Origin of the sequence: Actinoplanes sp. NPDC048967, assembly GCF_040649415.1 — a bacterium.
Lineage (GTDB): Bacteria > Actinomycetota > Actinomycetes > Mycobacteriales > Micromonosporaceae > Actinoplanes.
Genome location: NZ_JBEZFL010000003.1, coordinates 1,044,430 through 1,067,062 on the forward strand (window position 1 = coordinate 1,044,430; position 22,633 = coordinate 1,067,062).

Annotated in this window: 17 protein-coding genes; 3 read left to right on the plus strand and 14 right to left on the minus strand. The window is 72.0% G+C overall.

Annotation, left to right across the window (positions count from 1 at the left end; translation table 11 throughout):
* Positions 1–13 precede the first annotated feature (13 nt).
* The 10 genes from obgE to AB0C12_RS17505 form a co-directional block, all read right to left on the minus strand.
* A complete protein-coding gene (obgE, locus tag AB0C12_RS17460) occupies positions 14–1,516 on the minus strand; it encodes a GTPase ObgE (protein WP_360548932.1) in 1,503 nt (500 codons plus the stop codon).
* Between the two features lie 81 nt (positions 1,517–1,597).
* Positions 1,598–1,855, minus strand: coding sequence for a 50S ribosomal protein L27 (gene rpmA / locus AB0C12_RS17465; protein ID WP_360548934.1), 258 nt, complete (start codon positions 1,853–1,855; stop codon positions 1,598–1,600).
* An 8-nt stretch (positions 1,856–1,863) separates the two neighbouring features.
* Positions 1,864–2,178: a 50S ribosomal protein L21 gene (gene rplU, locus AB0C12_RS17470; RefSeq protein ID WP_203770857.1), complete on the minus strand. Its 315-nt coding sequence runs from the start codon at positions 2,176–2,178 to the stop codon at positions 1,864–1,866.
* Between the two features lie 178 nt (positions 2,179–2,356).
* Positions 2,357–2,890: a hypothetical protein gene (locus AB0C12_RS17475; protein ID WP_360548936.1), complete on the minus strand. Its 534-nt coding sequence runs from the start codon at positions 2,888–2,890 to the stop codon at positions 2,357–2,359.
* 123 nt (positions 2,891–3,013) lie between these two features.
* Positions 3,014–6,154 (minus strand): Rne/Rng family ribonuclease, encoded by a 3,141-nt coding sequence (locus tag AB0C12_RS17480; RefSeq protein ID WP_360548938.1) that lies wholly within the window; start codon positions 6,152–6,154, stop codon positions 3,014–3,016.
* A gap of 131 nt (positions 6,155–6,285) precedes the next feature.
* Positions 6,286–7,020: a TIGR03936 family radical SAM-associated protein gene (locus AB0C12_RS17485; RefSeq protein ID WP_360549060.1), complete on the minus strand. Its 735-nt coding sequence runs from the start codon at positions 7,018–7,020 to the stop codon at positions 6,286–6,288.
* 53 nt (positions 7,021–7,073) lie between these two features.
* Entirely contained in the window at positions 7,074–9,026 is a 1,953-nt protein-coding gene (locus AB0C12_RS17490; protein ID WP_360548940.1) for a TIGR03960 family B12-binding radical SAM protein, read from the minus strand.
* Between the two features lie 20 nt (positions 9,027–9,046).
* The gene (locus tag AB0C12_RS17495; protein ID WP_360548942.1) at positions 9,047–9,391 is read right to left on the minus strand and encodes an STAS domain-containing protein; all 345 of its coding nucleotides are present in this window, start codon (positions 9,389–9,391) and stop codon (positions 9,047–9,049) included.
* Positions 9,388–11,898, minus strand: coding sequence for a SpoIIE family protein phosphatase (locus AB0C12_RS17500; protein WP_360548944.1), 2,511 nt, complete (start codon positions 11,896–11,898; stop codon positions 9,388–9,390). Before AB0C12_RS17500 ends, AB0C12_RS17495 begins: the two co-directional genes overlap by 4 nt.
* Positions 11,899–11,902: 4 nt before the next feature.
* Entirely contained in the window at positions 11,903–12,637 is a 735-nt protein-coding gene (locus AB0C12_RS17505) for an alpha/beta hydrolase (RefSeq protein ID WP_360549062.1), read from the minus strand.
* Between the two features lie 267 nt (positions 12,638–12,904).
* Between AB0C12_RS17505 and AB0C12_RS17510 the strand changes: the two genes are divergently transcribed.
* Entirely contained in the window at positions 12,905–14,332 is a 1,428-nt protein-coding gene (locus tag AB0C12_RS17510) for a hypothetical protein (protein WP_360548946.1), read from the plus strand.
* Between the two features lie 9 nt (positions 14,333–14,341).
* Positions 14,342–15,811 carry a cryptochrome/photolyase family protein gene (locus AB0C12_RS17515; protein WP_360548948.1) on the plus strand — a complete coding sequence of 490 codons (1,470 nt, stop codon included), beginning with the start codon at positions 14,342–14,344 and terminating at the stop codon, positions 15,809–15,811.
* Here AB0C12_RS17515 and AB0C12_RS17520 read toward each other — a convergent pair.
* The 3 genes from AB0C12_RS17520 to AB0C12_RS17530 all read right to left on the minus strand — a co-directional run bounded on the left by AB0C12_RS17520 (position 15,808) and on the right by AB0C12_RS17530 (position 21,494).
* Positions 15,808–16,479: a lysophospholipid acyltransferase family protein gene (locus AB0C12_RS17520; protein ID WP_360548950.1), complete on the minus strand. Its 672-nt coding sequence runs from the start codon at positions 16,477–16,479 to the stop codon at positions 15,808–15,810. The genes AB0C12_RS17515 and AB0C12_RS17520 overlap by 4 nt on opposite strands.
* Before the next feature lie 144 nt (positions 16,480–16,623).
* Positions 16,624–19,740: an isoleucine--tRNA ligase gene (gene ileS / locus AB0C12_RS17525; protein ID WP_360548952.1), complete on the minus strand. Its 3,117-nt coding sequence runs from the start codon at positions 19,738–19,740 to the stop codon at positions 16,624–16,626.
* Between the two features lie 218 nt (positions 19,741–19,958).
* Positions 19,959–21,494, minus strand: a complete 1,536-nt coding sequence (locus AB0C12_RS17530; RefSeq protein ID WP_360548954.1) for an alkaline phosphatase D family protein — start codon at positions 21,492–21,494, stop codon at positions 19,959–19,961.
* A 143-nt stretch (positions 21,495–21,637) separates the two neighbouring features.
* On the opposite strand from AB0C12_RS17530, the gene AB0C12_RS17535 reads away from it, so the two are divergent.
* Positions 21,638–22,078, plus strand: a complete 441-nt coding sequence (locus tag AB0C12_RS17535) for a carboxymuconolactone decarboxylase family protein (protein WP_360548956.1) — start codon at positions 21,638–21,640, stop codon at positions 22,076–22,078.
* Between the two features lie 6 nt (positions 22,079–22,084).
* Here the strand turns inward: AB0C12_RS17535 and ndk are convergent, their stop codons facing one another.
* Positions 22,085–22,501, minus strand: a complete 417-nt coding sequence (gene ndk / locus AB0C12_RS17540; RefSeq protein WP_360548958.1) for a nucleoside-diphosphate kinase — start codon at positions 22,499–22,501, stop codon at positions 22,085–22,087.
* Positions 22,502–22,633: the final 132 nt, after the last annotated feature.

Below are 22,633 nucleotides of genomic sequence, written 5' to 3' on the forward strand. Positions count from 1 at the left end.
CCGGCGGAAAGACCTACTCGTCGTCGTCGCCGAACTCATCGTCCTCGACCAGCACCGGCTTCGACGCCATCGAGACCGTCGACACCGTGCCGTCCTCGGACATGTGCAGCAGCTCGTCGTCGCCGCGGACCCGGCGGGCCTTGCGGGCCGCCAGCCGGGCGGCCGCGCTGGCCCGGGTGTTGGTCTCCTCGAGGCGGATGTCGGTGCCCCGCGGGCCGGAGATGTACTCGCCCGTGTTCGGCTGCCAGTCGAACTCGCGGTCGCCGATCCGGACCGGATCCCCGGCCTTGGCGCCCTGTTTGGCCAGGGCGGCCTCGACGCCGAGACGGTCGAGCCGGTCGCCGAGGTAGCCGATCGCCTCGTCGTTCTCGAAGTTGGTCTGCCGGACCCAGCGCTCGACCTGGGGGCCGCGGACGACGTAGACGCCGTCGCTGTCGACCGCGATGGTGAAGCCCTTCTCGTCGACCGCACGGGGCCGCACCACGGCGCGGGTCGCCTCGGGGGCCGGCTTGGCCAGCCGGTGCGCCGCGACGGTCTGGGCGAGCGCGAAGATCAGCTCCTTGAGGCCCTCGCGGGTCACCGCGCTGACCTCGTAGACCGGCATGCCGCGGGCCTCGAGCTCGGGGCGCACCATCTCGGCCAGGTCGCGGCCGTCCGGGATGTCGATCTTGTTGAGCACGACCAGCCGGGGCCGCTTCTCAAGCCCCCCGTACGCCGCCAGCTCCGCCTCGATGGCGTCCAGGTCGGCCAGCGGGTCCCGCTCGATCTCGGGCGCGGCGGCGTCCAGCACGTGCACCAGCACCGAGGTGCGCTCGATGTGCCGCAGGAACTCCAGGCCCAGCCCCTTGCCGGTGGCCGCGCCGGGGATCAGGCCCGGGACGTCGGCGACGGTGAAGGTCTGGTCGCCGGCCTGCACGACACCCAGGTTGGGCACCAGCGTGGTGAACGGGTAGTCGGCGATCTTCGGCTTGGCCGCCGACATCACCGAGATCAGCGACGACTTGCCGGCCGACGGGAAGCCGACCAGGCCGACGTCAGCGACGCTCTTGAGCTCCAGCACGACGTCGAGCTGATCACCGGGCTCGCCCAGCTCGGCGAAGCCGGGGACCTTGCGGCGAGCGTTGGCCAGTGAGGCGTTGCCCCGGCCGCCGCGACCGCCGCGGGCCACCTCGAAGGTCGTGCCCTCGCCGACCATGTCGGCGATCACCTCACCGTCGAGGGTCTGCACGACTGTGCCGTCGGGCACCTGCAGGACCAGGTCCCGGCCCTTGGCGCCGTCGCGGTTGGCCCCCATGCCGCCGGTGCCGCTGGGCGCCTTGACGTGCGGGTGGAAGTGGAAGTCCAGCAGGGTGTGCTGCTGCGGATCCACGACGAGCGTGATGCCGCCGCCGTGGCCGCCGTCGCCACCGTCGGGTCCCCCGAGCGGCTTGAACTTCTCTCTGCGGACGGAGACACAGCCGTGCCCGCCGTCACCTGCCTGCAGGTGCAGCACAACTCGGTCGACGAACGTAGCCACTGTGTTCTCCTACCTGAACCAGAAAAAGCAAACAGCGGGCCACGGACCCCGTGAGGTCCGCGGCCCGCTGTGACGTGATGCTTACTCAGCCACCGGCACGATGCTGATGGTCTTGCGACCCCGCGTGTGACCGAAGAGCACGTTGCCCTTGGCCAGCGCGAACAGCGTGTCGTCGCCACCGCGGCCGACGAGCTCTCCCGGGTGGAACTTCGTGCCCCGCTGGCGGAGGATGATCTCGCCGGCGTTGACCAGCTGGCCGCCGAACCGCTTGACGCCCAGCCGCTGGGCGGCGGAGTCGCGGCCGTTGCGGGAGCTGGACGCACCCTTTTTGTGAGCCATGGCTGCCCCTACTTCCCGCTCTTGATGCCGGTCACCTTGACGCGGGTCAGCGGCTGACGGTGCCCCTGGCGCTTGTGGTAACCGGTCTTGTTCTTGAACTTGTGGATCCGGATCTTCGGACCCTTGGTGTGCTCGGCGATCTCGCCGGACACCGTCACGCTGGCAAGCTTGGCCGCATCGGTCACCAGGTTGTCACCGTCGACGAGGAGCACCGCGGCGAGGGTCAGGGCGTCGCCGGGCACACCCGCGAGCTTCTCGACCTCGATCACGTCGCCCTCGGCAACCTTGTACTGCTTGCCGCCGGTCTTGACGATCGCGTACATCGACGCGGACTCCCTGAGACTTACGCAGCGAAAAAGCTGCTGGCGGATGAAACTGGATCCGGCATGCGCCCGGGCTTCCCGAGGGGGATGGACCAGGGCGCGCACGGAACAGGCGCACGAAAATGCGCCGTCAGAAAGACTACTTCATCGAACGCCCCTGACCCAAACCGGGGACCGCTCAGCTCGAACCGCAGGCCTTGTCGAGGGTCTCCTGCAGCTTCGTGAGCTGGGCGGCATCGATCTTCGTGACGTCACCCTTGAGCGCCGTGACCTGCTTGCCCATGTCCGCCAGAGCCGCCTTGAGGGCCGGCTCCGAGGCCAGCTTCGACATGTCCGTCAGCGCGTACGAGTAGTTCTCGACGTCCCGGGTGGTCTTGGCCTTGGCCTTGGCCACCTGGTCGGCGTCCTGCGCCGACTGGGCGTCGATGAGCAGCTTCAGGTCCTGCGCGAAGTTCTTGGCGGCGTCGCCGCCGGTCTTGGCGGCCTGCTGGCAGATCGCCGAGCTGTTGCCCGACAGCGCCGCGTCACCGGACTGCGGCGAGGCGGAGGGTGCGGCGGAGCCGGTGGTGCCGCCGCTGGCCGCCGGTGCGGCAGCCCCCGAGGTGGCCGGCGCGGGTGCGGCCGTGGTGGCGGCCGGGTCGTCGGCCGAACAACCGGCGCCGGACAGAAGAAAAGCGCCGCTCACAGCGGTCGCGCACAGCAGGCGTCGCATCGGGGATCGGTACTCCTCGCAGGTGGGGCTTGGGGGGATCACGAGGGTAACCGAGATAGATCAGTGTGGCTGCGCCGGGCGGCCCGGCGGGAAGAACCCCGCCGAGGCCGCCCGGCCCCACGCTTACGGGCGGGTCCGCCGCCGGGTGCCGCCGCGCCGCGAACGACGCCGGCCGCCCGCTCCCGCGCCCACGGGCTCGTCGTCGTCGCCGTCCTCGTCCTCGTCCTCCGCCGCGTCCGGGTCGTCCGACCCGGTCAGCTGGAGCGGCTCGGCCGGAGGGGCCGCGCCGTTGGTGCCCGTGTCGTACCGGGAGAGGTCGTAACCACTGATGTCGTAGTCGTCGTCGGAGGCCGTGGTGGCCGCCGGAGCGGTGCGCGCCACGATCCCGGAGCCGGCCGCGGCCGTACCGGTGGACTGGCCGGCCGGCAGGCCCGCCGTCTCCGCCGCCGGGTCCTCGGTCGTCCGGTCCTGGGTCGTCCGGTCCTGGGTGCTGGGGGCGGGCCCGGCCGCCGGCGGCTCCGCCGGAGCCGCCGGGGCGTCGGCCGCCGTCTCGGTCGTGACCTGCTCGGTCTCGGCCGGGGCGGGCTCGTTGCCGCCGCCCCGCCGGCGCCGCGACTTGGTGCTCGGCTGCTGCGCCGGCGCCTCGGTGCGGGCCGCCGCGGCGACCGCCTTCACCTGGGTCGCCGCGCCCGGGACACGCTTCTCCGGCACCGGCTCGGTGTGGATGATCAGGCCCCGGCCCTTGCAGTGGTCGCAGGTCTCGGTGAACGCCTCGAGCAGGCCCGCACCGATCCGCTTGCGGGTCATCTGGACCAGGCCCAGCGAGGTGATCTCGGTGACCTGGTGCTTGGTCCGGTCCCGGCCCAGGCACTCGGTCAGCCGGCGCAGCACCAGCTCGCGGTTGCTCTCCAGCACCATGTCGATGAAGTCGATCACCACGATGCCGCCGATGTCGCGCAGCCGCAGCTGACGCACGATCTCCTCGGCCGCCTCGAGGTTGTTACGGGTGACCGTCTCCTCGAGGTTGCCGCCGGCACCGGTGTACTTACCGGTGTTGACGTCGACCACCGTCATGGCCTCGGTGCGGTCGATGACCAGGTGCCCACCCGAGGGCAGGAAGACCTTGCGGTCCAGCCCCTTGAGGATCTGCTCGTCGATGCGCTTGTCGGCGAAGATGTCGGCGGTGCCGGTGTAGCGGTGCAGCCGGTCCAGCAGCTCCGGGGAGACCGACTCGAGGTAGCTCTCCACCTCGCCGTACGCCTGCTCGCCCTGGATGACCACCTCGCGGAAGTCCTCGTTGAACAGGTCCCGGACCACCCGGATGACCAGGTCGGGCTCCTCGGAGAGCGCCGCCGGCGCGTGCCCCTCGGCCGCCTTGGCCTGGATGTCGTCCCACTGCGCCTGCAGCCGCTTGACATCGCGGGCCAGCTCGTCCTCGCTGGCGCCCTCGGCGGCGGTGCGCACGATGACCCCGGCGCCGTCCGGCACCAGCTTCTTCAGCACGTCCCGCAGGCGCTTGCGCTCGTTGTCGGGCAGCTTGCGGCTGATCCCGGAGGCGTTGCCGTTCGGCACGTAGACCAGGTGCCGGCCGGAGAGCGCGATGTGGCTGCTCAGCCGGGCGCCCTTGTGCCCGATCGGGTCCTTGGTGACCTGGACCAGCACCGAGTCGCCGGAGCGCAGCGCCTGCTCGATCGAGCGGGCCCGGCCCTCCAGCCCGGTGGCGTCCCAGTTGACCTCGCCGGCGTAGAGCACGGCGTTGCGGCCCCGGCCGACGTCGACGAACGCCGCCTCCATGCTCGGCAGCACGTTCTGCACCTTGCCGAGGTAGACGTTGCCGACCATGGTGCCGGACGTGGTGCGCGAGACGTAGTGCTCGACCAGCACGCCGTCCTCGAGCACCGCGATCTGGGTCCGGTCGGGCTTCTGCCGCACGACCATGACCCGGTCCACCGCCTCGCGGCGGGCCAGGAACTCGGACTCGCTCAGGATCGGCGGCCGGGTGCGGCGCTGCTCACGGCCGTCGCGCCGGCGCTGGCGCTTGGCCTCCAGCCGGGTCGAGCCGGACACGCCCTGCACCTCGTCCGAGCGTTCGCGGGTGCGCGGCTCCCGGACCCGGACGACGGTGTGCACGCCGTCCTCGACGCCACCGGTGTCGTTGTCCCCCGAGCCCTTGCGGCGCCGGCGGCGCCGGCGGCGGGTGACCCCGTCGCCGTCCTCGGCGTCCTCCTCGTCCTCGGCCTCGGCGTCCGCGGAACCCTCCGCGCCACCCTCGGCCCCGGCCTCAGCCTCGGCGTCGATGTCGTCGCCCTCGTCGGACGGGCCCTTGCCCCGGCCGCGGCCACGACGGCCCCGGCGCCGGCGGCGGCGGCTGTTGCCGTCCTCGTCGAGCTCGTCGTCGGCGCCGTCCTCGATGTCGTCGGCGGTCTCGTCGATCTCTTCCAGCACGGGCTGCTCGACGACGTCGGCGACCTCGACCGGCTCCTCGGCGGCGGCACCACGGCGGCGACGGCTGCGGGTGGCCCGGCGCGGCGCCTCGGCGGGCTCCTGCTCGACGGTCTCCTCAGCGACCGGCTCGTCAGCGACCGGCTCGTCGGCCACCGGGGCGGCGACAGGAGCCGCCGCGGCGCCCCGGCGGGTGCGCCGGGTCGGCGCCGGCTCGGTCTCGGGCTCCGGCGGCATGAACAGCACGGCCGGCGGCAGGGCAGCCTTGCGACTCCGGGTGCGGGGCGCGGGCGCCTCCTCGACCAGGTCGTCGTCGAGCGGCAGCACACCGATGACCGGCGCGGCGGGCTCCACGACCGGCGGTGCGACGGGGGCGGCCTCGACGACCGGCTCCTCCTCCGCGGTGGGCTCCTCCACGGCCGGCTCGACCGGGGTGGCAGGGGGCACGGCCTTCTTGCGGCGGCTGCGCACGGCCTTCACCGGCGCGACCGGCTCAGCGTCACTGAGCAGGCTCTCGGCCACCGCGGCGGGATCGGAGGCTATCGGCTCGGCCGCGGGAGCGGCAGCGGGCGCCGCCGCCTTGCGACGACGGCGGGCCGGAGCCGCGGGCGCCTGCTCCACCGCCGCGTCGACGGCACCGGCGGCCTCGTCGGCGGCACCGGGCTCGGCGCCGGGCGCGTCCGCAGCCGGCGCGGCCGCGGGTGCCGCCTTCCGCCTCGGGGCACGCGTACGGCGCGCGGGAGTGGTGCTCTCGGCGGCATCGACGGGAGGAGTTGTGGCTCCGTCCCGTTCACCGCCCTCATTACGCTCGTTTTCGAGCATGGGGCGCTCTCCAGTTCTGGCGGCCCCGGGCGCGGGTGAGCGCTGCCACGCAGGGTCGCCGCAAGTTTTTCGGCCCCGACCAGGTCGGACGGGCTGCCGAAGTCTGCCAACGTGGACGCCGACCGAATCGGTCAGAGCCCTCCGATGGTGGCGCCCTCGCGATCCGCTTCCAACGGATCGACGATCTCCCCCTGCGGCGTGAGAGTGCCCTGCGCCAGCCGGGTAACCCGTGCGGGCACCGGCGGCTCCAGGCCAGCCACCACACGCAGGCCGGAAAGGACGTCATCGGGTCGGACGGCCGGAGTGACCTGCCGCACGACAAGGTCGATTATCGCACACGGTGCGACCGCGGCCCCGGAAGGTGCACCAGACTGCTTGGTCACAGCGAAGAAGGTCACTGCGGACCGGGCGTCGAACGACCGCCGGCCCTGCTTGGTCATGCGTTCGACCAGCACTTCCTCGGCCGCCAGGAAGGCCGCGACGGCGTCGGCGGCGACCTGCGGCTCGACCCCGGGCAGCTCCAGCAGCCAGCGCGAGGCGTTGATCTGGTCGGCCAGGCTGCCTTCCCGGGCCACCACCGCGTCGAGGATGTCCAGCCCGGGCGAGAGCGCGGCGTCGAGGGCGGCGCGCAGCTCGGCCGGGTCGACCTCGGCCTGCAGACCGATCTCCAGATACTCCGCCTCGCTGCCCACTCCGGTGGGCGCCGCGCTCGCGTACGAGATCTTGGGGTGCGGGGTGAAGCCCTGGGAGTAGGCGATCGGGACGGCGGCCCGGCGCAGCGCGCGCTCGAAGGCCCGGGCGAAGTCCCGGTGCGAGGTGAAGCGCAGCGGTCCGCGCTTGGCGTAACGAAGGCGGATCCGCTGCACGACCGGGGCCTGGCCGCCCACCGGCTGGTTCTTGGCGATGGTATTTCTCCTGGTCAGTGCGTATGCGCGGGCGAGCGCAGCCCGTTCGTCGGGGTGAGCGGGAGCAGCTTCTTGCCGGTCGGGCCGATCTGGATCTCGGTGTCCATGGACGGGCAGACGCCACAGTCGAAGCACGGGGTCCAGCGGCAGTCGTCCTGCTCGAACTCGGTCTTGGAGTCCTGCCAGTCCTGCCAGAGCCAGTCCTTGTCCAGCCCGGAGTCCAGGTGGTCCCAGGGCAGCACCTCGAGCTGCTCGCGCTCGCGGGTGGTGAACCAGTCCAGGTCCACGCCGAAGGCCGGCAGCGTCTCCGCGGCCGCCTCGACCCAGCGGGCGTACGAGAAGTGCTCGCTCCAGCCGTCGAAACGCTGGCCCTTGTCCCAGGCTCGCCGGATCACCGCACCGACCCGGCGGTCGCCGCGCGAGAGCAGTCCCTCGATCAGCGACGGCTCGCCGTCGTGGTAGCGGTAGCCGATGGCCCGGCCCAGCGACCGGTCACTGTTGATCTCCTGCTTGAGCATCCGCAGCCGGTTGTCGATGACCTCGGGCCGCTCCATGGCCGCCCACTGGAACGGGGTGTGCGGCTTGGGCACGAAAGCGCCGATGGAGACCGTGCACTTGATGTCCTTGGTGCCGGTCGCGATCCGGCCGGCCCGGATCACCTCGTGCGCCATCCGGCCGATCTGCAGCACGTCGTCGTCGGTCTCGGTGGGCAGGCCGCACATGAAGTAGAGCTTCACGCTGCGCCAGCCGTTGGAGTACGCCGTGACGACCGTACGGATCAGGTCCTCCTCGGTCACCATCTTGTTGATGACCTTGCGGATGCGCTCCGAGCCGCCCTCGGGGGCGAAGGTGAGCCCGGTGCGCCGCCCGTTGCGGGACAGCTCCTGGGCCAGGTCGATGTTGAAGGCGTCCACCCGGGTCGAGGGCAGCGACAGCGAGACGTTGGTGTCCGCGTACTGCTCGGCCAGGCCGGAGCACATGTCGCCGATCTCGGAGTGGTCAGCGCTGCTCAGCGACAGCAGGCCGACCTCGGAGAAGCCGGAGAACTCCAGGCCCTCCTTGACCATCTGGCCGACCGTGGTGATCGAGCGCTCGCGCACCGGCCGGGTGATCATGCCGGCCTGGCAGAACCGGCAGCCCCGGGTGCAGCCGCGGAAGATCTCCACGGCATACCGCTCGTGCACGGTCTCGGCCAGCGGGACCAGCGGCTTCTTCGGGTACGGCCAGGCGTCGAGGTCCATGGTCGTGCGCTTGTGCACCCGGAACGGCACGTCCGGGCGGTTCGGCACGACCCGCTGGATCCGGCCGTCCGGCAGGTAGTCGACGTCGTAGAAGCGCGGGACGTAGATGCTCTCGGTGCGGGCCAGGCGCAGCAGCAGCTCGTCGCGGCCGCCGGGGCAGCCCTCGGCCTTCCACTCCCGGATGATGCCGGTGATCTCGAGGACCGCCTCCTCGCCGTCACCGAGCACGGCGGCGTCGATGAAGTCGGCGATCGGCTCCGGGTTGAAGCTGGCGTGGCCGCCGGCGAGCACGATGGGGTGGTCGACGGTGCGGTCCTTGCTCTCCAGCGGGATGCCCGCCAGGTCGAGGGCCGAGAGCATGTTGGTGTAGCCGAGCTCGGTGGCGAACGAGAGGCCGAGCACGTCGAAGGCGTGCACCGGGCGGTGGGCGTCGACCGTGAACTGCGGGACGCCGGCCTCCTTCATCAGCGCCTCGAGGTCCGGCCAGACCGCGTACGTGCGCTCGGCCAGCACGTCGGGCTGCTCGTTGAGCACCTCGTAGAGGATCTGCACGCCCTGGTTGGGCAGGCCCACCTCGTACGCGTCGGGATACATCAGCGCCCACCGGACCGTGGTGGCGTCCCAGTCCTTGACGACGGCGCCGAGCTCGCCGCCCACGTACTGGATCGGCTTGCTGACCCGGGGCAGCAGCTGCTCGAGCTGCGGGAAGACGGAACTTACGCTCATGGGGCACCAGGGTACGCGGGTCAGCGCCCCAATTCGTCCGCGGCCCGGTCCAGATCGGTGGCCAGGAGATCATCCCGGAACGCGCACAGCTGCAGGGTCATCCGCGCGGGGCCGGTCGCACCGACCACGAGCCGGATCGGGGTGCCCTGCAGATCGAGGTCGCCGACGAGCGCGTCGAGCAGCCGCACACCGGCGCTGTCCAGGAACGACACCGCCGTGAGGTCGATCACCACGGCGTCGGCCCGGCCGGTCTGGCGGACGATCTCGCGGCCGATCTCCGGGGCGTTGGCCAGATCGATCTCGCCCGCCAGCCGGACCAGGTCGGCCTCACCCAGTTTGGCGAAGGTCACCCACTGCTCGGTCATCGTCGCGCTCCCCGGCGGATCCGCCGCATGGTCACCGTGGTCCCGTCGGCGTGGTCGAACGCGACGGTGTCCATCACCTGGCGGATGAGCTGCAGGCCACGGCCCCGCGCGCCGCCCGGCTCGGGATCGGCCCACCCGCCCCGGTCGGCGATCCGGACGTCGACCGTGTCCGGTGACACCGTGGCGACGACCTCCACCAGGCCCAGCGGGTTGTCGCGGTAGCCGTGCTCTATGGCGTTCGCCACTGCTTCCGAGCAGGCCAGCAGCACGGCCTGGGCACTCTCGTCGTCGACGGCGTGCGCGACGAGCCAGCCGCGCAGGTCCTTGCGCAGCAGGGCGATCTGCACCGGGTCCGCGCCGATGGTGCGTTCCAGCCGCTGCTCGGTGCCGAGCGCCAGGCACAGCAGGCAGACGTCGTCGGCGTGCTCCTGGCCGACGAGCATGTCGGCGATGGACGCGGTCAGCCCGGGCAGCGGCGAGTCCCGCTTGCCGGCGTACGTGCGGGCCAGCAGCTCGAAGCCGGCGTCGATGCGGCGGGTGCGGCGCTCGATGAGGCCGTCGGTGTAGAGCAGCAGCCTGCTGCCCGGCGCCAGCTGCGTCCGGTGCTCGATACGCGCCTGGCGGGCGGCGCGCGAGCCCAGCGCCCCGGAACGGGCGTCGAGCAGGTAGCGCGGTGGCTCGCCGGGCTGGGTGAGCAGCGGCGGCAGGTGGCCGGCGCAGGCGTAGACCATCTCGTTGGCCGACAGATCGACCTCGGCGTACGCGACCGTGGCCATCCGGGCCGACTCGACCCGTTCGACGAAGCGGTCCAGGCGTTCCAGCAGCCGGGCCGGGCCCGCCTCGGCCGAGGCCAGCGCGCGGATGGCGCTGCGCAGCTGGCCCATGGTGGTGGCCGCGTCGATGCCGCGGCCGACCACGTCACCGACGACCACGGCCAGCTTGTCCGGCGTGATCAGGAAGGCGTCGAACCAGTCGCCGCCGACCTCGAGGTCGTGCGCGGCGGCCTGGTAGTGCGTCTCGACCGCGAACCGGGGGTCCGAGGGCAGGTCACCGGCGAGCAGGCTGCGCTGCAGGGTCCGGGCGATGGCCCGTTCCTGCTCGTAGAGGCGGGCGTTCTCCAGGGCCAGCCCGGCCCGGTCGGCCAGGTCCCGCAGGAAGACCGCCTCGGCCGCGGCCGTACGCCGTTCCGGGGCCATCCGCAGCGCGAGCGTGCCGAGCACCCGGCCGTTCGCGACCAGCGGCAGCACCGCGCACCCGGCGTCGAACTCCTTGTCGTCGCTGAGCTGCGCCTCGCCGTCGAGCAGCACCTGGGCGACCCGCTCGGCCAGCCGCTGCGGGTCGGGGGCGGGCCCACCGGCCTCGGCGACCAGACCGGCCGGGCCGACCTGGAGCCGCACCGCTGCCCACTCGGCGATCTCGGGGACCGTGCGTTCGACCAGCAGGCGGGCCCGCGGCATGAGCCGGGACTCGACCTCCAGCGCCCGGGTCGTCGCGGCCAGGAAGACCGCCAGCGCCTCGCGCCGGCGGGCGTCGTCGTACAGCCGGGCCCGGTCCAGAGCCTGACCGGCCTGGTGACCGAGCAGCCGGACCACCCGCAGCTCACTGTCGGTGAGCTCGCGCGGCTCGGTGAAGTCGAACCCGAGCACGCCCAGCACCTCGACGGCGGCGGGGTCGGCGGTGGGCGCCGCGGTCAGCGGCAGCAGCACCACCATGGCCCGCTCGGTGCGGCGCATGGTGACGGCGAGCTCCGGGAAGTGCTCCTGCGCCTCGTCGAGCGAGCCGACCACGTGCAGGTCGCCGCGCCGGGCCACCTCGGCGATCACCCGCGACGACCCGCGGGGGATGTCGTCACCGGTCAGAGTGGCCGACTCGGTGCCGGCCACCGCCGTGAGCCGGTCCCGGTCCGGGTCGGCCAGCCAGACCGTCGCCGACGCGGCGCCGAAGGCCGGCCCGGGCGCGCGGACGACGGCGTCGGCCACCTCCGCCGCGGTCGGCGCGGCGGCGAGATCGGCCACTATCTGCTGCAGCGCGCGGACCCGCCGCTCGGAGGCCTCGGCCGCCCGCCGGGCGGCCAGCAGCTCCTTCTCGTAGCCGCGCCGCTCGCTGGCGTTGAAGATGGTGGTCCGGATGACCCGCGGCATCCCGTTCGGGTCCCGGCCGAGGCTGGAGTTGACCAGGATCGGCAGCCGCTCACCGTCGGCGCGCATCAGGTCGAAGGCCACCTCGTGGACGTCGTTCTGCATGCTCAGCAGGGGCGCGTAGTGCGTCTCGTAATAGATCTTGTCGCCTGCGCTGAGCAGATCCCGGAACCGGCGCTGCCCGATCAGCTCGGTGCGGACGTAACCGGTCCAGGCCAGGAACGTCTCGTTGACCTTGACGATCGTGCCGTCGGGCAGCGTCGTCAGATAGCCGCAGGGCGCGTGCTCGTACAGGTCCCCGGGATCCTCTTCCCAGGGGACCCGTAGATCCTGCGTCACGTCGGGCCCACCGCCACCGTTCTCCGTCATCGCTCTACAGAAAGGTCCTGATCCCGGCGATGGTCTCGGCGGGAGCGCTGAGGTTGGGGCAGTGCCCGGTCGCGTTCATGGCCACCAGTGTGCTCCCGGGGATGTGGCTGTGCACGTAATCACCGACCACGGCCGGCGCGATGACGTCGTCGGCGCACTGCAGGATCAGGGTGGGGATCCGGACCTGGCCGAGATCCTTGCGGTTGTCGGACATGAACGTCACGTGCGCGAACTTGCGGGCGATCTCGGGGTCGGTGGCGCAGAAGCTGTTGGTCAGCTCCTGGCCCAGCTCGGGCCGGTCGGGATTGCCCATGATGACCGGGGCCATGGCGCTCGACCAGCCCAGATAGTTGCTGTCGAGCGACTCCAGCATGGCCTCGATGTCGCTGTGGTCGAAACCGCCCTGGTAGTCGCCGTCGTTGATGTAACGCGGGGACGGGCCGACCAGGACCAGCTTGGCGAACCGGCCGGGCTCACGATTGGCCGCGAGCACGCCGATCATCGCGCTGACCGAGTGGCCGACGAAGATGACGTCCCGCAGGTCCAGCTCGTGGATGATCTCGAGGATGTCCTCGGCATAGCCGTCCAGGGTCGAGTACCGCTGGTCGTCGTACGCGCTCAGGTCGGAACGGCCGGCACCGACGTGGTCGAAGAGCACCACCCGGTGGGTGTCCAGGAACGCGGGTGCCACGGAGCGCCACATGTTCTGGTCGCAGCCGTACCCGTGCGCGAACATCATCGGCTGGGCGTGGGCCCGGCCGGTCACGGTCACCGCGTTCCGCTCAGTCGCCTTCTTCGCACTCACCACCGGGTCACCATACGACTCCGCACCGTCCGGCACATCGCCCCGGGTGTCCGTTCTCGCGTTTGGTCCGCAGTGCCGGCGAGCCGCCACGACCGTCGATCCGCGGCCTCGATCTGCGCCGATGGGTGGCGGCCCGTCTCTAACCTGGCGGAAGACGCCCGGCACCCGGGTTCGGGGCGAGCAGCGGAAGGAGATCGACGGATGGCCGAGCAGCAGCCGGAGAATCCGGCCGCCGGGACCCCGCCGAACACCACCCCCGACCCCACCCGCATCGAGGAAGCGCCCCGCACGGCCGGGGAAACCACAGCGCCGCGCACGGCCGAGGAAACCAGAGTGTCCGGCGCCGCCGGGGGCACCACAGCACCCGGCGCAGCGGCGGAGACCAGAGCGCGCGGCTCGGCGGCCGTGCCGCCGCCGGTGCCCAAGCAGGCGTGGTGGTCGCGCCGCCGCTCGTCGGCCGCGGCCGACGAGCCGCCGCCCCCGGCCGACCCGTGGGCGGACAGCGAGGACTGGTCCACCACACCCGCGGTCGATCCCTGGGCCGACCAGGACACGCCGTGGCAGGCGGAGATCCCGTTCCCGGAGGCGATGCCGCCGACCCGGATCGACAGCCCGCTGCCGCCGACCCGGATGCAGGCACCACTGCCGCCGACCCGCTCGGAGCCGCCGCTTCCGCCCACCCGCTCAGAAGCGCCGCTGCCGCCGGCCCAGTCCGAAGCGCCGCCGCCCACGCGGGTGCAGCCGCAGCCCGGAAGCCCGGCGGCGAGCAACCCGGCCGCGCCGCCCTCAGCGGCCGGAGCAACCCCCACGGCCGGAGATCCACCGCGACGCCGCCGCTGGGGACGCAAGAACAGTGCGAAGCAGTCACCCGAGCCCCCGGCCAACCGCCTCCCCGTCCAGCCCCGGCCCCCGGCCCCCGCCCCCTGGGTTCCACCGGCCCCCGCGGCGCCGGTCCAGCAGCGGCCGGTCCCGCCGCGGGCCACCCAGCAGCGCCCGATCCAGCAGCGCCCGGCGCCCGGCTGGCCGGGACAGGCTGGTCCGGCCGGTAAGCGCCCGCCACCCCCGCCCCGGCGCAAACGCCGCTGGCCGCGGAGACTGGCCATGTTCACGCTGATCAGCGCCATCTGCTGCTGCGGCGTACCGGCCTATCTCGCCTGGCCCGCCGCCCAGCAGTATCCGGTCTCGGCGGCCCTGCCCCAGTCGGTGGCCGACCTGGCTCTGCGCGACGACGGCGCCAGCCGGCGGGCCGTCGAGAAGCTCTCCGAGCAGCTCAACGGCACCAACCTGGTCCAGGGCGACGTCTTCGCCGGTGTCTACGCCGACGGCAACGGCAAGCGGGTGACCATGTTCGGCACGACCGGGCTGCGGCTCACCCCCGAGTCCGACGTCGAGGCCGAGATCGCCCACCTGAGCAGCGAGTACGCGATCAAGGACATCCAGTCCTACGACCTCGGCGAGACCGGCGTGCACGAGCGCTGCGGCGTCGGCCGCTCCGGTGGCAAAGCTGTCGTCGTGTGCGCCTGGGCCGACCACGGCAGCCTCGCCACCGTGCTGCTGACCAGGCGCTCCGTGGACGAGAGCGCGGATCTCACGGGTGTCCTGCGGAATGCGGTGCTCACCCGCGGGTAAGAATGCGGCATGACCCGCCGCTGGCTGTTCGCGGACCAGCTCGGCCCGCACTTCCTCGACGACCCCGCCCAGCCGGTGCTGCTGGTGGAGTCCAAGGCGGTGTTCCGGCGCCGGGCGTTCCACCGGCAGAAGGCCCACCTGGTGCTGTCCGCGCTGCGGCACCGGGCGGCCGAGCTCGGTGAGCAGGCCGTCTTCGTACGGGCCGAGACCTACGCCGAGGCGGTACGCGACCTCGGCGAACCACTGAGCGTCTGCCACCCGACCTCCCGCGCCGCCCGCGGTCTGGTCCAGCGGCTCGGCGCCGAGCTGCTTCCGCCGCGCGGCTTCGTGACCGCCCCGCCGGAGTTCGTGGCCTGGGCCAACGGCCGGCGCGGCCTGCGGATGGAGGACTTCTACCGGGACGCCCGGCGCCGCCTGGGCATCCTCATGGACGGCTCCGAGCCGGCCGGCGGCACGTGGAACCTGGACGCGGAGAACCGGGAGCCACCGCCGCGCGGCGTCACCCGGCTCGCCGTCGAGGAGCCGCCGGAGATCCGCGAGGACGACATCGACGCGGCTGTCCGGGAGGACCTGGACCGCTGGGAGCGCGACGACGGCATCACTTTCATCGGCCGGGACGGTCCGCGGCTGTTCCCGGCGACCCGCGCCGAGGCGGTCGAGCGGCTGCGGCACTTCGTCGGGCACCGGCTGCCGGCGTTCGGGCCGCACGAGGACGCGATGCTGGCCGGGGACCCGTTCCTGGCCCACAGCCGGCTCAGCGCCGCGTTCAACCTGGGCCTGCTGGACCCGCTGGAGGCCGTCGAGCAGGCCGAGGCCGCGTACCGCGCGGGCCGGGCCGGGCTGGCCAGCGTGGAGGGCTTCGTCCGGCAGCTGATCGGCTGGCGCGACTTCGTCTGGCACCTGTACTGGTACTTCGAGCCCGGTTACCGGCGCGCCAACGAGCTCAAGGCGAGCAAGCCGGTGCCGCGCTGGTTCGCCGAGCTGGACGCCGACGCGGTGGAGGCCCGGTGCCTGTCGGACGTGCTGGCCGGGGTCCGTGACCGCGGCTGGGTGCACCACATCCCCCGGCTGATGGTGCTCGGCAACTACGCGATGCAGCGCGGCTGGCGGCCGGGGGCGATGGCGGACTGGTTCCACCGGGCGTTCGTCGACGGCTACGAGTGGGTGATGACCGCCAACGTGGTCGGCATGAGCCAGTACGCCGACGCCGGCCGGATGAGCACCAAGCCGTACGCGGCCGGCGGGGCGTACATCAACCGGATGAGCGACTACTGCGGCGGCTGCCGGTACGACCCGAAGGTGCGGGTGGGTGACGACGCGTGCCCGTACACGGCGGGCTATTGGGCTTTCCTGGACCGCCACGAGGAGCAGCTGGCGAACAACCACCGGATGCGCCGGCCGATGCAGGGCCTGCACCGGCTGACCGACCTGGAGGCACTGGTCGAGCAGGAGCAGGCCCGTGGCTCCCGGGCCCCTTAGGAAGACTGGCGCGGAGGTGCGTACCTGGGCACGTACTCCTGGCCGGTGAGCTTCTGGATCTCGGCCATGACCTCGTCGGTCAGCGCGCGCAGCGCGGTGCGGTCGTCGCTGCGGCCGACCGTGGGGATCGGCGTGCCGAACTTGATCGTGACCTGGCCCTTGCCGGGGCGGGGGAAGCGCTGCCCGATCGGCTGCACCTTGTCCGTGCCGAGCATGCCGACCGGGATGATCGGCACGCCCGCCGCGACGGCGAGCCGGGCCACGCCCGTACGCCCGCGGTAGAGCCGGCCGTCCGGGGAGCGGGTGCCCTCGGGGTAGACCGCGACCATGTCCCCGGCCTTGAGCACCGGGATCGCACCGTCGAAGGCGGTCAGCGCGGCCCGGCCACCGCCCCGCTCGACCTTGATCGCGCCGAGGCCGTGCATCACGAACTTGGTGATGTTGCCGCCGATGCCGCCGCCGCGGAAGTACTCGGCCTTGGCCCAGAACGCGATGTGGCGGGGTACGACGGCGCCGAGGAACAGCTCGTCGGCGACGGACAGGTGGTTACCGGCGAAGATCGCGCCGCCGGTCCGGGGGATGTTCTCGAGACCTTCGACGTGCGGCCGCCAGCCGAGCGTCATCGCGTGACCGACAGTGACTTTGCCGATCGAGTAGAGCAGCGGCAACGTGTTCCTCCGGGCGGGGACTGCGGGAGATGCGGGGGCGATGTGAGGTTAACGGAAACAGCCCGGAAAACTCCCGTCGAGCGGCCGCTTCCCGGCTCGGCATTTACCGCGCAATGCGGCAAATGCCGAGCCAGGAGGCAGGACTCACACCGTGCGGGTGACCGACACCGTTACCGTTTCGCCGTCGCCGACCTCACCGCTGAAGCCGGTCGCGGCCTCGTCGAGGGTCAGCGCGGTGGCCAGCGTCTCGGCGGCGACGAAGTCCCGGTGGACGTCGACGGCCGCGGCGACCACGGGCGGCGCCGCGATCACCAGGGCGATCCGGTCGGACACGTCGAGGTCGGCGTCGCGGCGGGCCTGCTGCACGACCCGGATCAGGTCGCGGGCCAGTCCCTCGGCGGCCAGCTCGGGCGTGACCTCGGTGTCGAGCAGCACCACGCCCCGGCCGGCCGGCAGCGGCGCCGAGTTCTCCGCGTCGGCGGCGATGAGCTTCAGCTCGTACTCGCCCTCCTGCAGGGTGACGCCGGCGGCGACGGGCGCGCCGTCGACGAGCTCCCAGTCACCGGCCTTGACGGCCTTGATGACGACCTGGACCTGCTTGCCCAGGCGCGGGCCCAGGGCCCGCGGGACCACGGTCAGCACCTGCTGGGAGTACGCGGCCAGATCGGCACTGAGCTGCACCTCCTTGACGTTGACCTCGTCGGCGAGCAGGTCCGCGAACGGCCGCAGCGCGTCGGCGTCCGGGCTGGCCACGGTGAGCTTGGCCAGCGGCAGCCGGACCCGCAGCGCCTTGGCCTTGCGCAGTGACAACGCCGCCGAGGCGGCCTCCCGGATCGCGTCCATGGAGGCCACCAGCTCGGGGTCGGCGGGGAACGCCTCGACCGTCGGCCAGTCGGTCAGGTGCACCGAGCGCTCGCCGGTCAGGCCGCGCCAGATCTCCTCGGCGGTCAGCGGTGCGAGCGGCGCCACCACCCGGCACAGGGTCTCCAGCACGGTGGCCAGGGTGTCGAACGCGTCGGCGTCACCGGCCCAGAAGCGGTCCCGGGAGCGGCGCACGTACCAGTTGGTCAGCGCGTCCAGGTACGACCGCACCGACGCGGCCGCGCCCGAGATGTCGTACTCGTCGAGCTGGCGGGTGGTGTCCGTGACGAGCTCGCTGGTCTTGGCCAGGATGTAGCGGTCCAGCAGGTGCGTCGAGTCGGTGCGGAACCGGGCCTCGTGACCGGCGGCGTTGGCGTACAGGCTGAAGAAGTACCAGACGTTCCAGGCCGGCAGCAGCACCTGGCGCACCGAGTCCCGGATCGCGGTCTCGGTCACCGGCATGTCACCGCCGCGCAGCACCGGCGACGACATGAGCATCCAGCGCATCGCGTCCGAGCCGTACGAGTCGAACACCTCGTAGACGTCCGGGTAGTTGCGCAGGCTCTTGGACATCTTGCGGCCGTCGGCGCCCTGCAGGATGCCGTGGCTCAGGCAGTTGCGGAACGCCGGCCGGTCGAACAGGGCCGTGGCCAGCACGTGCATGGTGTAGAACCAGCCGCGGGTCTGGCCGATGTACTCGACGATGAAGTCGCCCGGGTAGTGGTGCTCGAACCAGTCCTTGTTCTCGAACGGGTAGTGCACCTGCGCGAACGGCATCGAGCCGGACTCGAACCAGCAGTCCAGCACCTCGGGCACCCGGCGCATGGTGGACTGCCCGGTCGGGTCGTCCGGGTTGGGCCGGGTCAGCTCGTCCACGTACGGCCGGTGCAGGTCGGTGACCTCGACGCCGAAGTCCGCGCTGAGCTGCTCCAGCGAGCCGTAGACGTCGACCCGCGGGTAGGTCGGGTCGTCGGACTTCCACACCGGGATGGGCGAGCCCCAGAACCGGTTCCGGCTGATCGACCAGTCCCGGGCGTTGGCCAGCCACTTGCCGAACGAGCCGTCCTTGATGTGCGCCGGCGTCCAGGTGATCTCCTGGTTGAGCTCGACCATCCGGTCCCGGAACTTGGTCACGGCCACGAACCACGACGACACGGCCTTGTAGACCAGTGGGGTGTCACAGCGCCAGCAGTGCGGGTACGAGTGCGTGTACCCCTCGTGCCGCAGCACGGTGCCTTTTTGTTTCAGGAGAGCGACGATCGGCTTGTTCGCCTCGAAGACCTGCACGCCCTGGTAGTCGGGCACGAGCGCGGTGAACCGGGTGTGGTCGTCGACGGTCACGATGGTCGGGATGCCGGCGGCGTTGCAGACGTTCTGGTCGTCCTCACCGAAGGCGGGGGCCTGGTGCACGACGCCGGTGCCGTCCTCGTCACTGACGTAGTCGGCCGCCAGCACCTGGTACGCGTTCGGGCCGGCCCGCTCGACCAGGAAGTCGAACATCGGGGTGTAGCGGCGCCCGGCCAGCTCCCGGCCCAGCACCGTGCCGACCTGCTCGTACCCGTCCAGCTCCTTGGCGTAGGCGCCGACGCGCCCGGCGCCCAGGATGAGCCGCTGACCGTCCTTCTCCAGGACCGCGTACTCGATGTCCGGGCCGACGGCCAGCGCCAGGTTCGACGGCAGGGTCCAGGGCGTGGTGGTCCAGACCGCGATCCGCTCGCCGGTCTCGAGCTGGAAGGTGACGGTCAGCGCCGGGTCGGTCCGGTCCCGGTAGACGTCGTCCATCCGGGTCTCGGTGTTCGACAGCGGCGTCTCGCACCGGAAGCAGTACGCCAGCACCCGGAAGCCCTCATAGATCAGGCCCTTCTCGTGGAGGGTCTTGAAGGCCCACATGACCGACTCCATGTAGCTGGGGTCGAGGGTCTTGTAGTCGTTGCCGAAGTCCACCCAGCGGGCCTGGCGCGTGACGTACCGCTCCCAGTCCTTGGTGTAGGCCAGCACGGAGGTCCGGCAGGCGTCGTTGAACTTGTCGACGCCCAGCTCGAGGATCTGCGCCTTGGTGGTGATGCCGAGCTGCTTCTCGGCCTCGACCTCGGCCGGCAGCCCGTGGGTGTCCCAGCCGAAGCGGCGCTCGACGTGCTTGCCGCGCATGGTCTGGTAGCGCGGGACCAGGTCCTTGACGTAGCCGGTGAACAGGTGGCCGTAGTGCGGCAGCCCGTTGGCGAACGGCGGGCCGTCGTAGAAGACGTACTCGTTGCTGCCGTTCTCCCCGGCCGGGCGCGCGTCGACGCTGGCCTCGAAGGTCTTGTCGGCGGCCCAGTGCTCCAGCACGGCCCGCTCGACCGCGGGCAGGTCGGGGCTCGCCGGTACGCCGGCGGCGTCGGTGTGCTTGGGATAAGCCATCGGTGGTCACTCCTCGCGCAGTGCACTTGCGTGGACTGCGAGGACGAGCCGGAGCCCGCGGTACCACCTCGCTTGACGGCCCATGGGGTCGCCCGCTCGTTCGCCGGCTGGGGTGCGGGCCGGTGCCGCCCGGTTCTACTGGGACCGTGAGGTCTGTTCTTCCGGAGGCTCCCCGGTGATGGCCGGATCAACGCCTGACTACACAACGATACCGGCCGTCAATTGTTCCGCGGCTTCGGCAGGGTGGTCGACCACAGCGACACACCGTCCCGGTCCCGCAGGTCGACTCGCAGCGCGCCCGTCCGGCCGTCGATCCGTACCTCGCCGAAGTGCTGGAAACCGTCGGCCGGGGACGTGTTGGCGACCGGCGGGGCGTTCACGAAGACCGCCTCGGGACCGAAGGTGCCGTCCAGCGCGTTGGGCCCGAACGCGCCCGCGTGGGCCGGGCCGGAGACGAACTCCCAGAACGGCGTGAAGTCCTGCACCGCGGCCCGGGCCGGGTCGTAGTGGTGGGCCGCGGTGTAGTGCACATCCGCGGTGAGCAGCACGATCCCGGTCACCCCGGCCCGGTGCGCCGCCCGCAGCACCCGGGCGAACTCCAGCTCCCGGCCCAGCGGCGCGCCCGGGTCACCCTGGGCCACCCCCTCCTGGGCGGCCGGGCCGTCCGGCACGACCACGCCCAGCGGCAGGTCGTTGGCGATCACCTTCCAGGTGGCCCGGGACGTGCGCAGGCCGCGGATCAGCCACTCACGCTGCTCGGCCCCGAGCAGGCCACGGTACGGATCCGCGTACGTGTTGCCGTCGTTGCTGTCCTTGAACGTGCGCATGTCCAGCACGAACACATCCAGCAGCGGCCCGTACGAGATCTTGCGGTGAACCGGCCCGGAGCGCTGCGGGGTGGGCACCCACTCGTGGTACGCCCGGTGCGCCCGCGCCGCGAGCACGTCGACCCGCTTCTCGGTGTACCGGGCGTCGTCGAGGATCTCCCCCGGATACCAGTTGTTGACCACCTCATGGTCGTCCCACTGGTTCACCTGCGGAACCTCCGCGGCGAAGGCCTTGTACGCGTCGTCCAGCAGGTTGTACGCGTACTGCCCGCGGTACTCGCCCAGGGTCTCGGCGACCTTGGACTTCTCCGGCGTGACCAGGTTGCGCCAGATCCGGCCGTCCGGCAGCGGCACGGCCGGCACGAGCGGACCGTCGGCGTAGACCGTGTCGCCGCTGTGCAGCAGGAAGTCGGGCCGGCGGCGGCGCATCGACTCGAACAGGGCCAGGCCGCCGTACGCGGGGTCGATGCCCCAGCCCTGCCCGACGACGTCACCGGTCCAGACGAACGAGATGTCCTGCCGGCGTACCGGCGCGGTGCTGAACGAGCCGTCGAGGGGTTCACTGAGCAGGCCGGCGCGGTCGAGGCTCTCCGCCCGTACCCGGTAGTGCAGCTTCTCCCCCGCCGGCAGGCCGCGCAAATGCACCTTGCCGGTGAAATCGGTTTCCGGGGTGAGCACCGGGCCGCGCACGCGGCGCGCTCCCCGCAGGTCCGGCCGCCGGCTGACCTCGACCCACATCCGGCTGGGCCGGTCGGCCCGGGCCCAGACGACCGCGGTGTCGGCGGTGGCGTCGCCGGTCTGCACCCCGTGGGTGAGCACCGGACGCTGCGCCGACCAGCCGGCGAGGACCGGCCCGGCGGGCAGGACACCGAGTACGCCGCCGGCCACCCCGGCCCGCAGCAGGCTACGTCGATCGATGGAGGTCATACCGGCAGGCTCTCGGGGCCAGGTGAAGCCCGGGCGGGACCGAGGTGGACGGCGGCCGAAGATCAGACGACCGGCTGCGCCCCTGTCACGTCCTTCGTCGCTGTCTCGTCCTGACGGTGTACACCACGACCACAGGAGGATTCATGTCCCGCTTGGCGCTCGACAAGGTCTCACCGGCCGCTTACCGGGCCGTCTACGGCATGGAGCAGTACTGCCGCGACCGCGTCGACCCCACCCTGTACGAGCTGGTCAAGCTGCGCGCCTCGATGGTGAACGGCTGCTCGTTCTGCACCGACATGCACAGCCGCGACGCGCTGGCCGCGGGCGAGTCGAGCCGGCGCCTGTTCGCCGTCGCGGCCTGGCACGACGCCCCGTTCTTCAGCGAGCGGGAGCGGGCCGCGCTGGCCCTGACCGACGCGGTGACCCGCCTCGGCGAGCACGGCGTCCCGGACGAGGTCTGGGCGCCGGCCGCCAAGGAGTTCACCGAGCAGGAGCTGGCCGATCTGCTGATGGCCATCGCCACGATCAACGTGTGGAACCGGCTGTCGATCGCGGTGCAGAAGGAACCGCCGCTGGAGGTCTGAGGCTGCTCAGAGCTCCGGGAACCACAGGGCGAGCTCACGCTTCGCACTGTCGGGGGAATCGGAGGCGTGGACCAGGTTCTCCCGGTTGGACAGCGACAGGTCGCCGCGGATCGTGCCCGCGGCGGCCTTGCGCCCGTCGGTGGCGCCGACCAGGGTCCGGACCACCGCGATGACCTCGTCGCCGGAGAGCACCAGCGCGGCGAGCGGCCCGCTGGTCATGAACTCCTTGAGCGGCGGGTAGAAGCCCTTGTCCACGTGCTCGGCGTAGTGCTGGTCGGCCAGCTCGGCGTCCATGGTCCGCACGACCAGCGCGTCGATCGTGAGGCCCTTGCGCTCGAACCGGCTCAGGATCTCCCCGAGCAGGCCGCGCCGCAGCGCATCGGGCTTGACGAGCACGAGCGTGCGCTCGGTGGCAGTGGACACCGGTAGTTCCTCCTGGGTAGGACGTGGCAAGCCGACACGCCGGTCGGGAGGTCAGCCTATCGGTACCGGATCGGCAGCGAGCGGCAACCGCCCGGTAGCGCACTTTCCACGGGCGGTCGCGGCTACGTAACC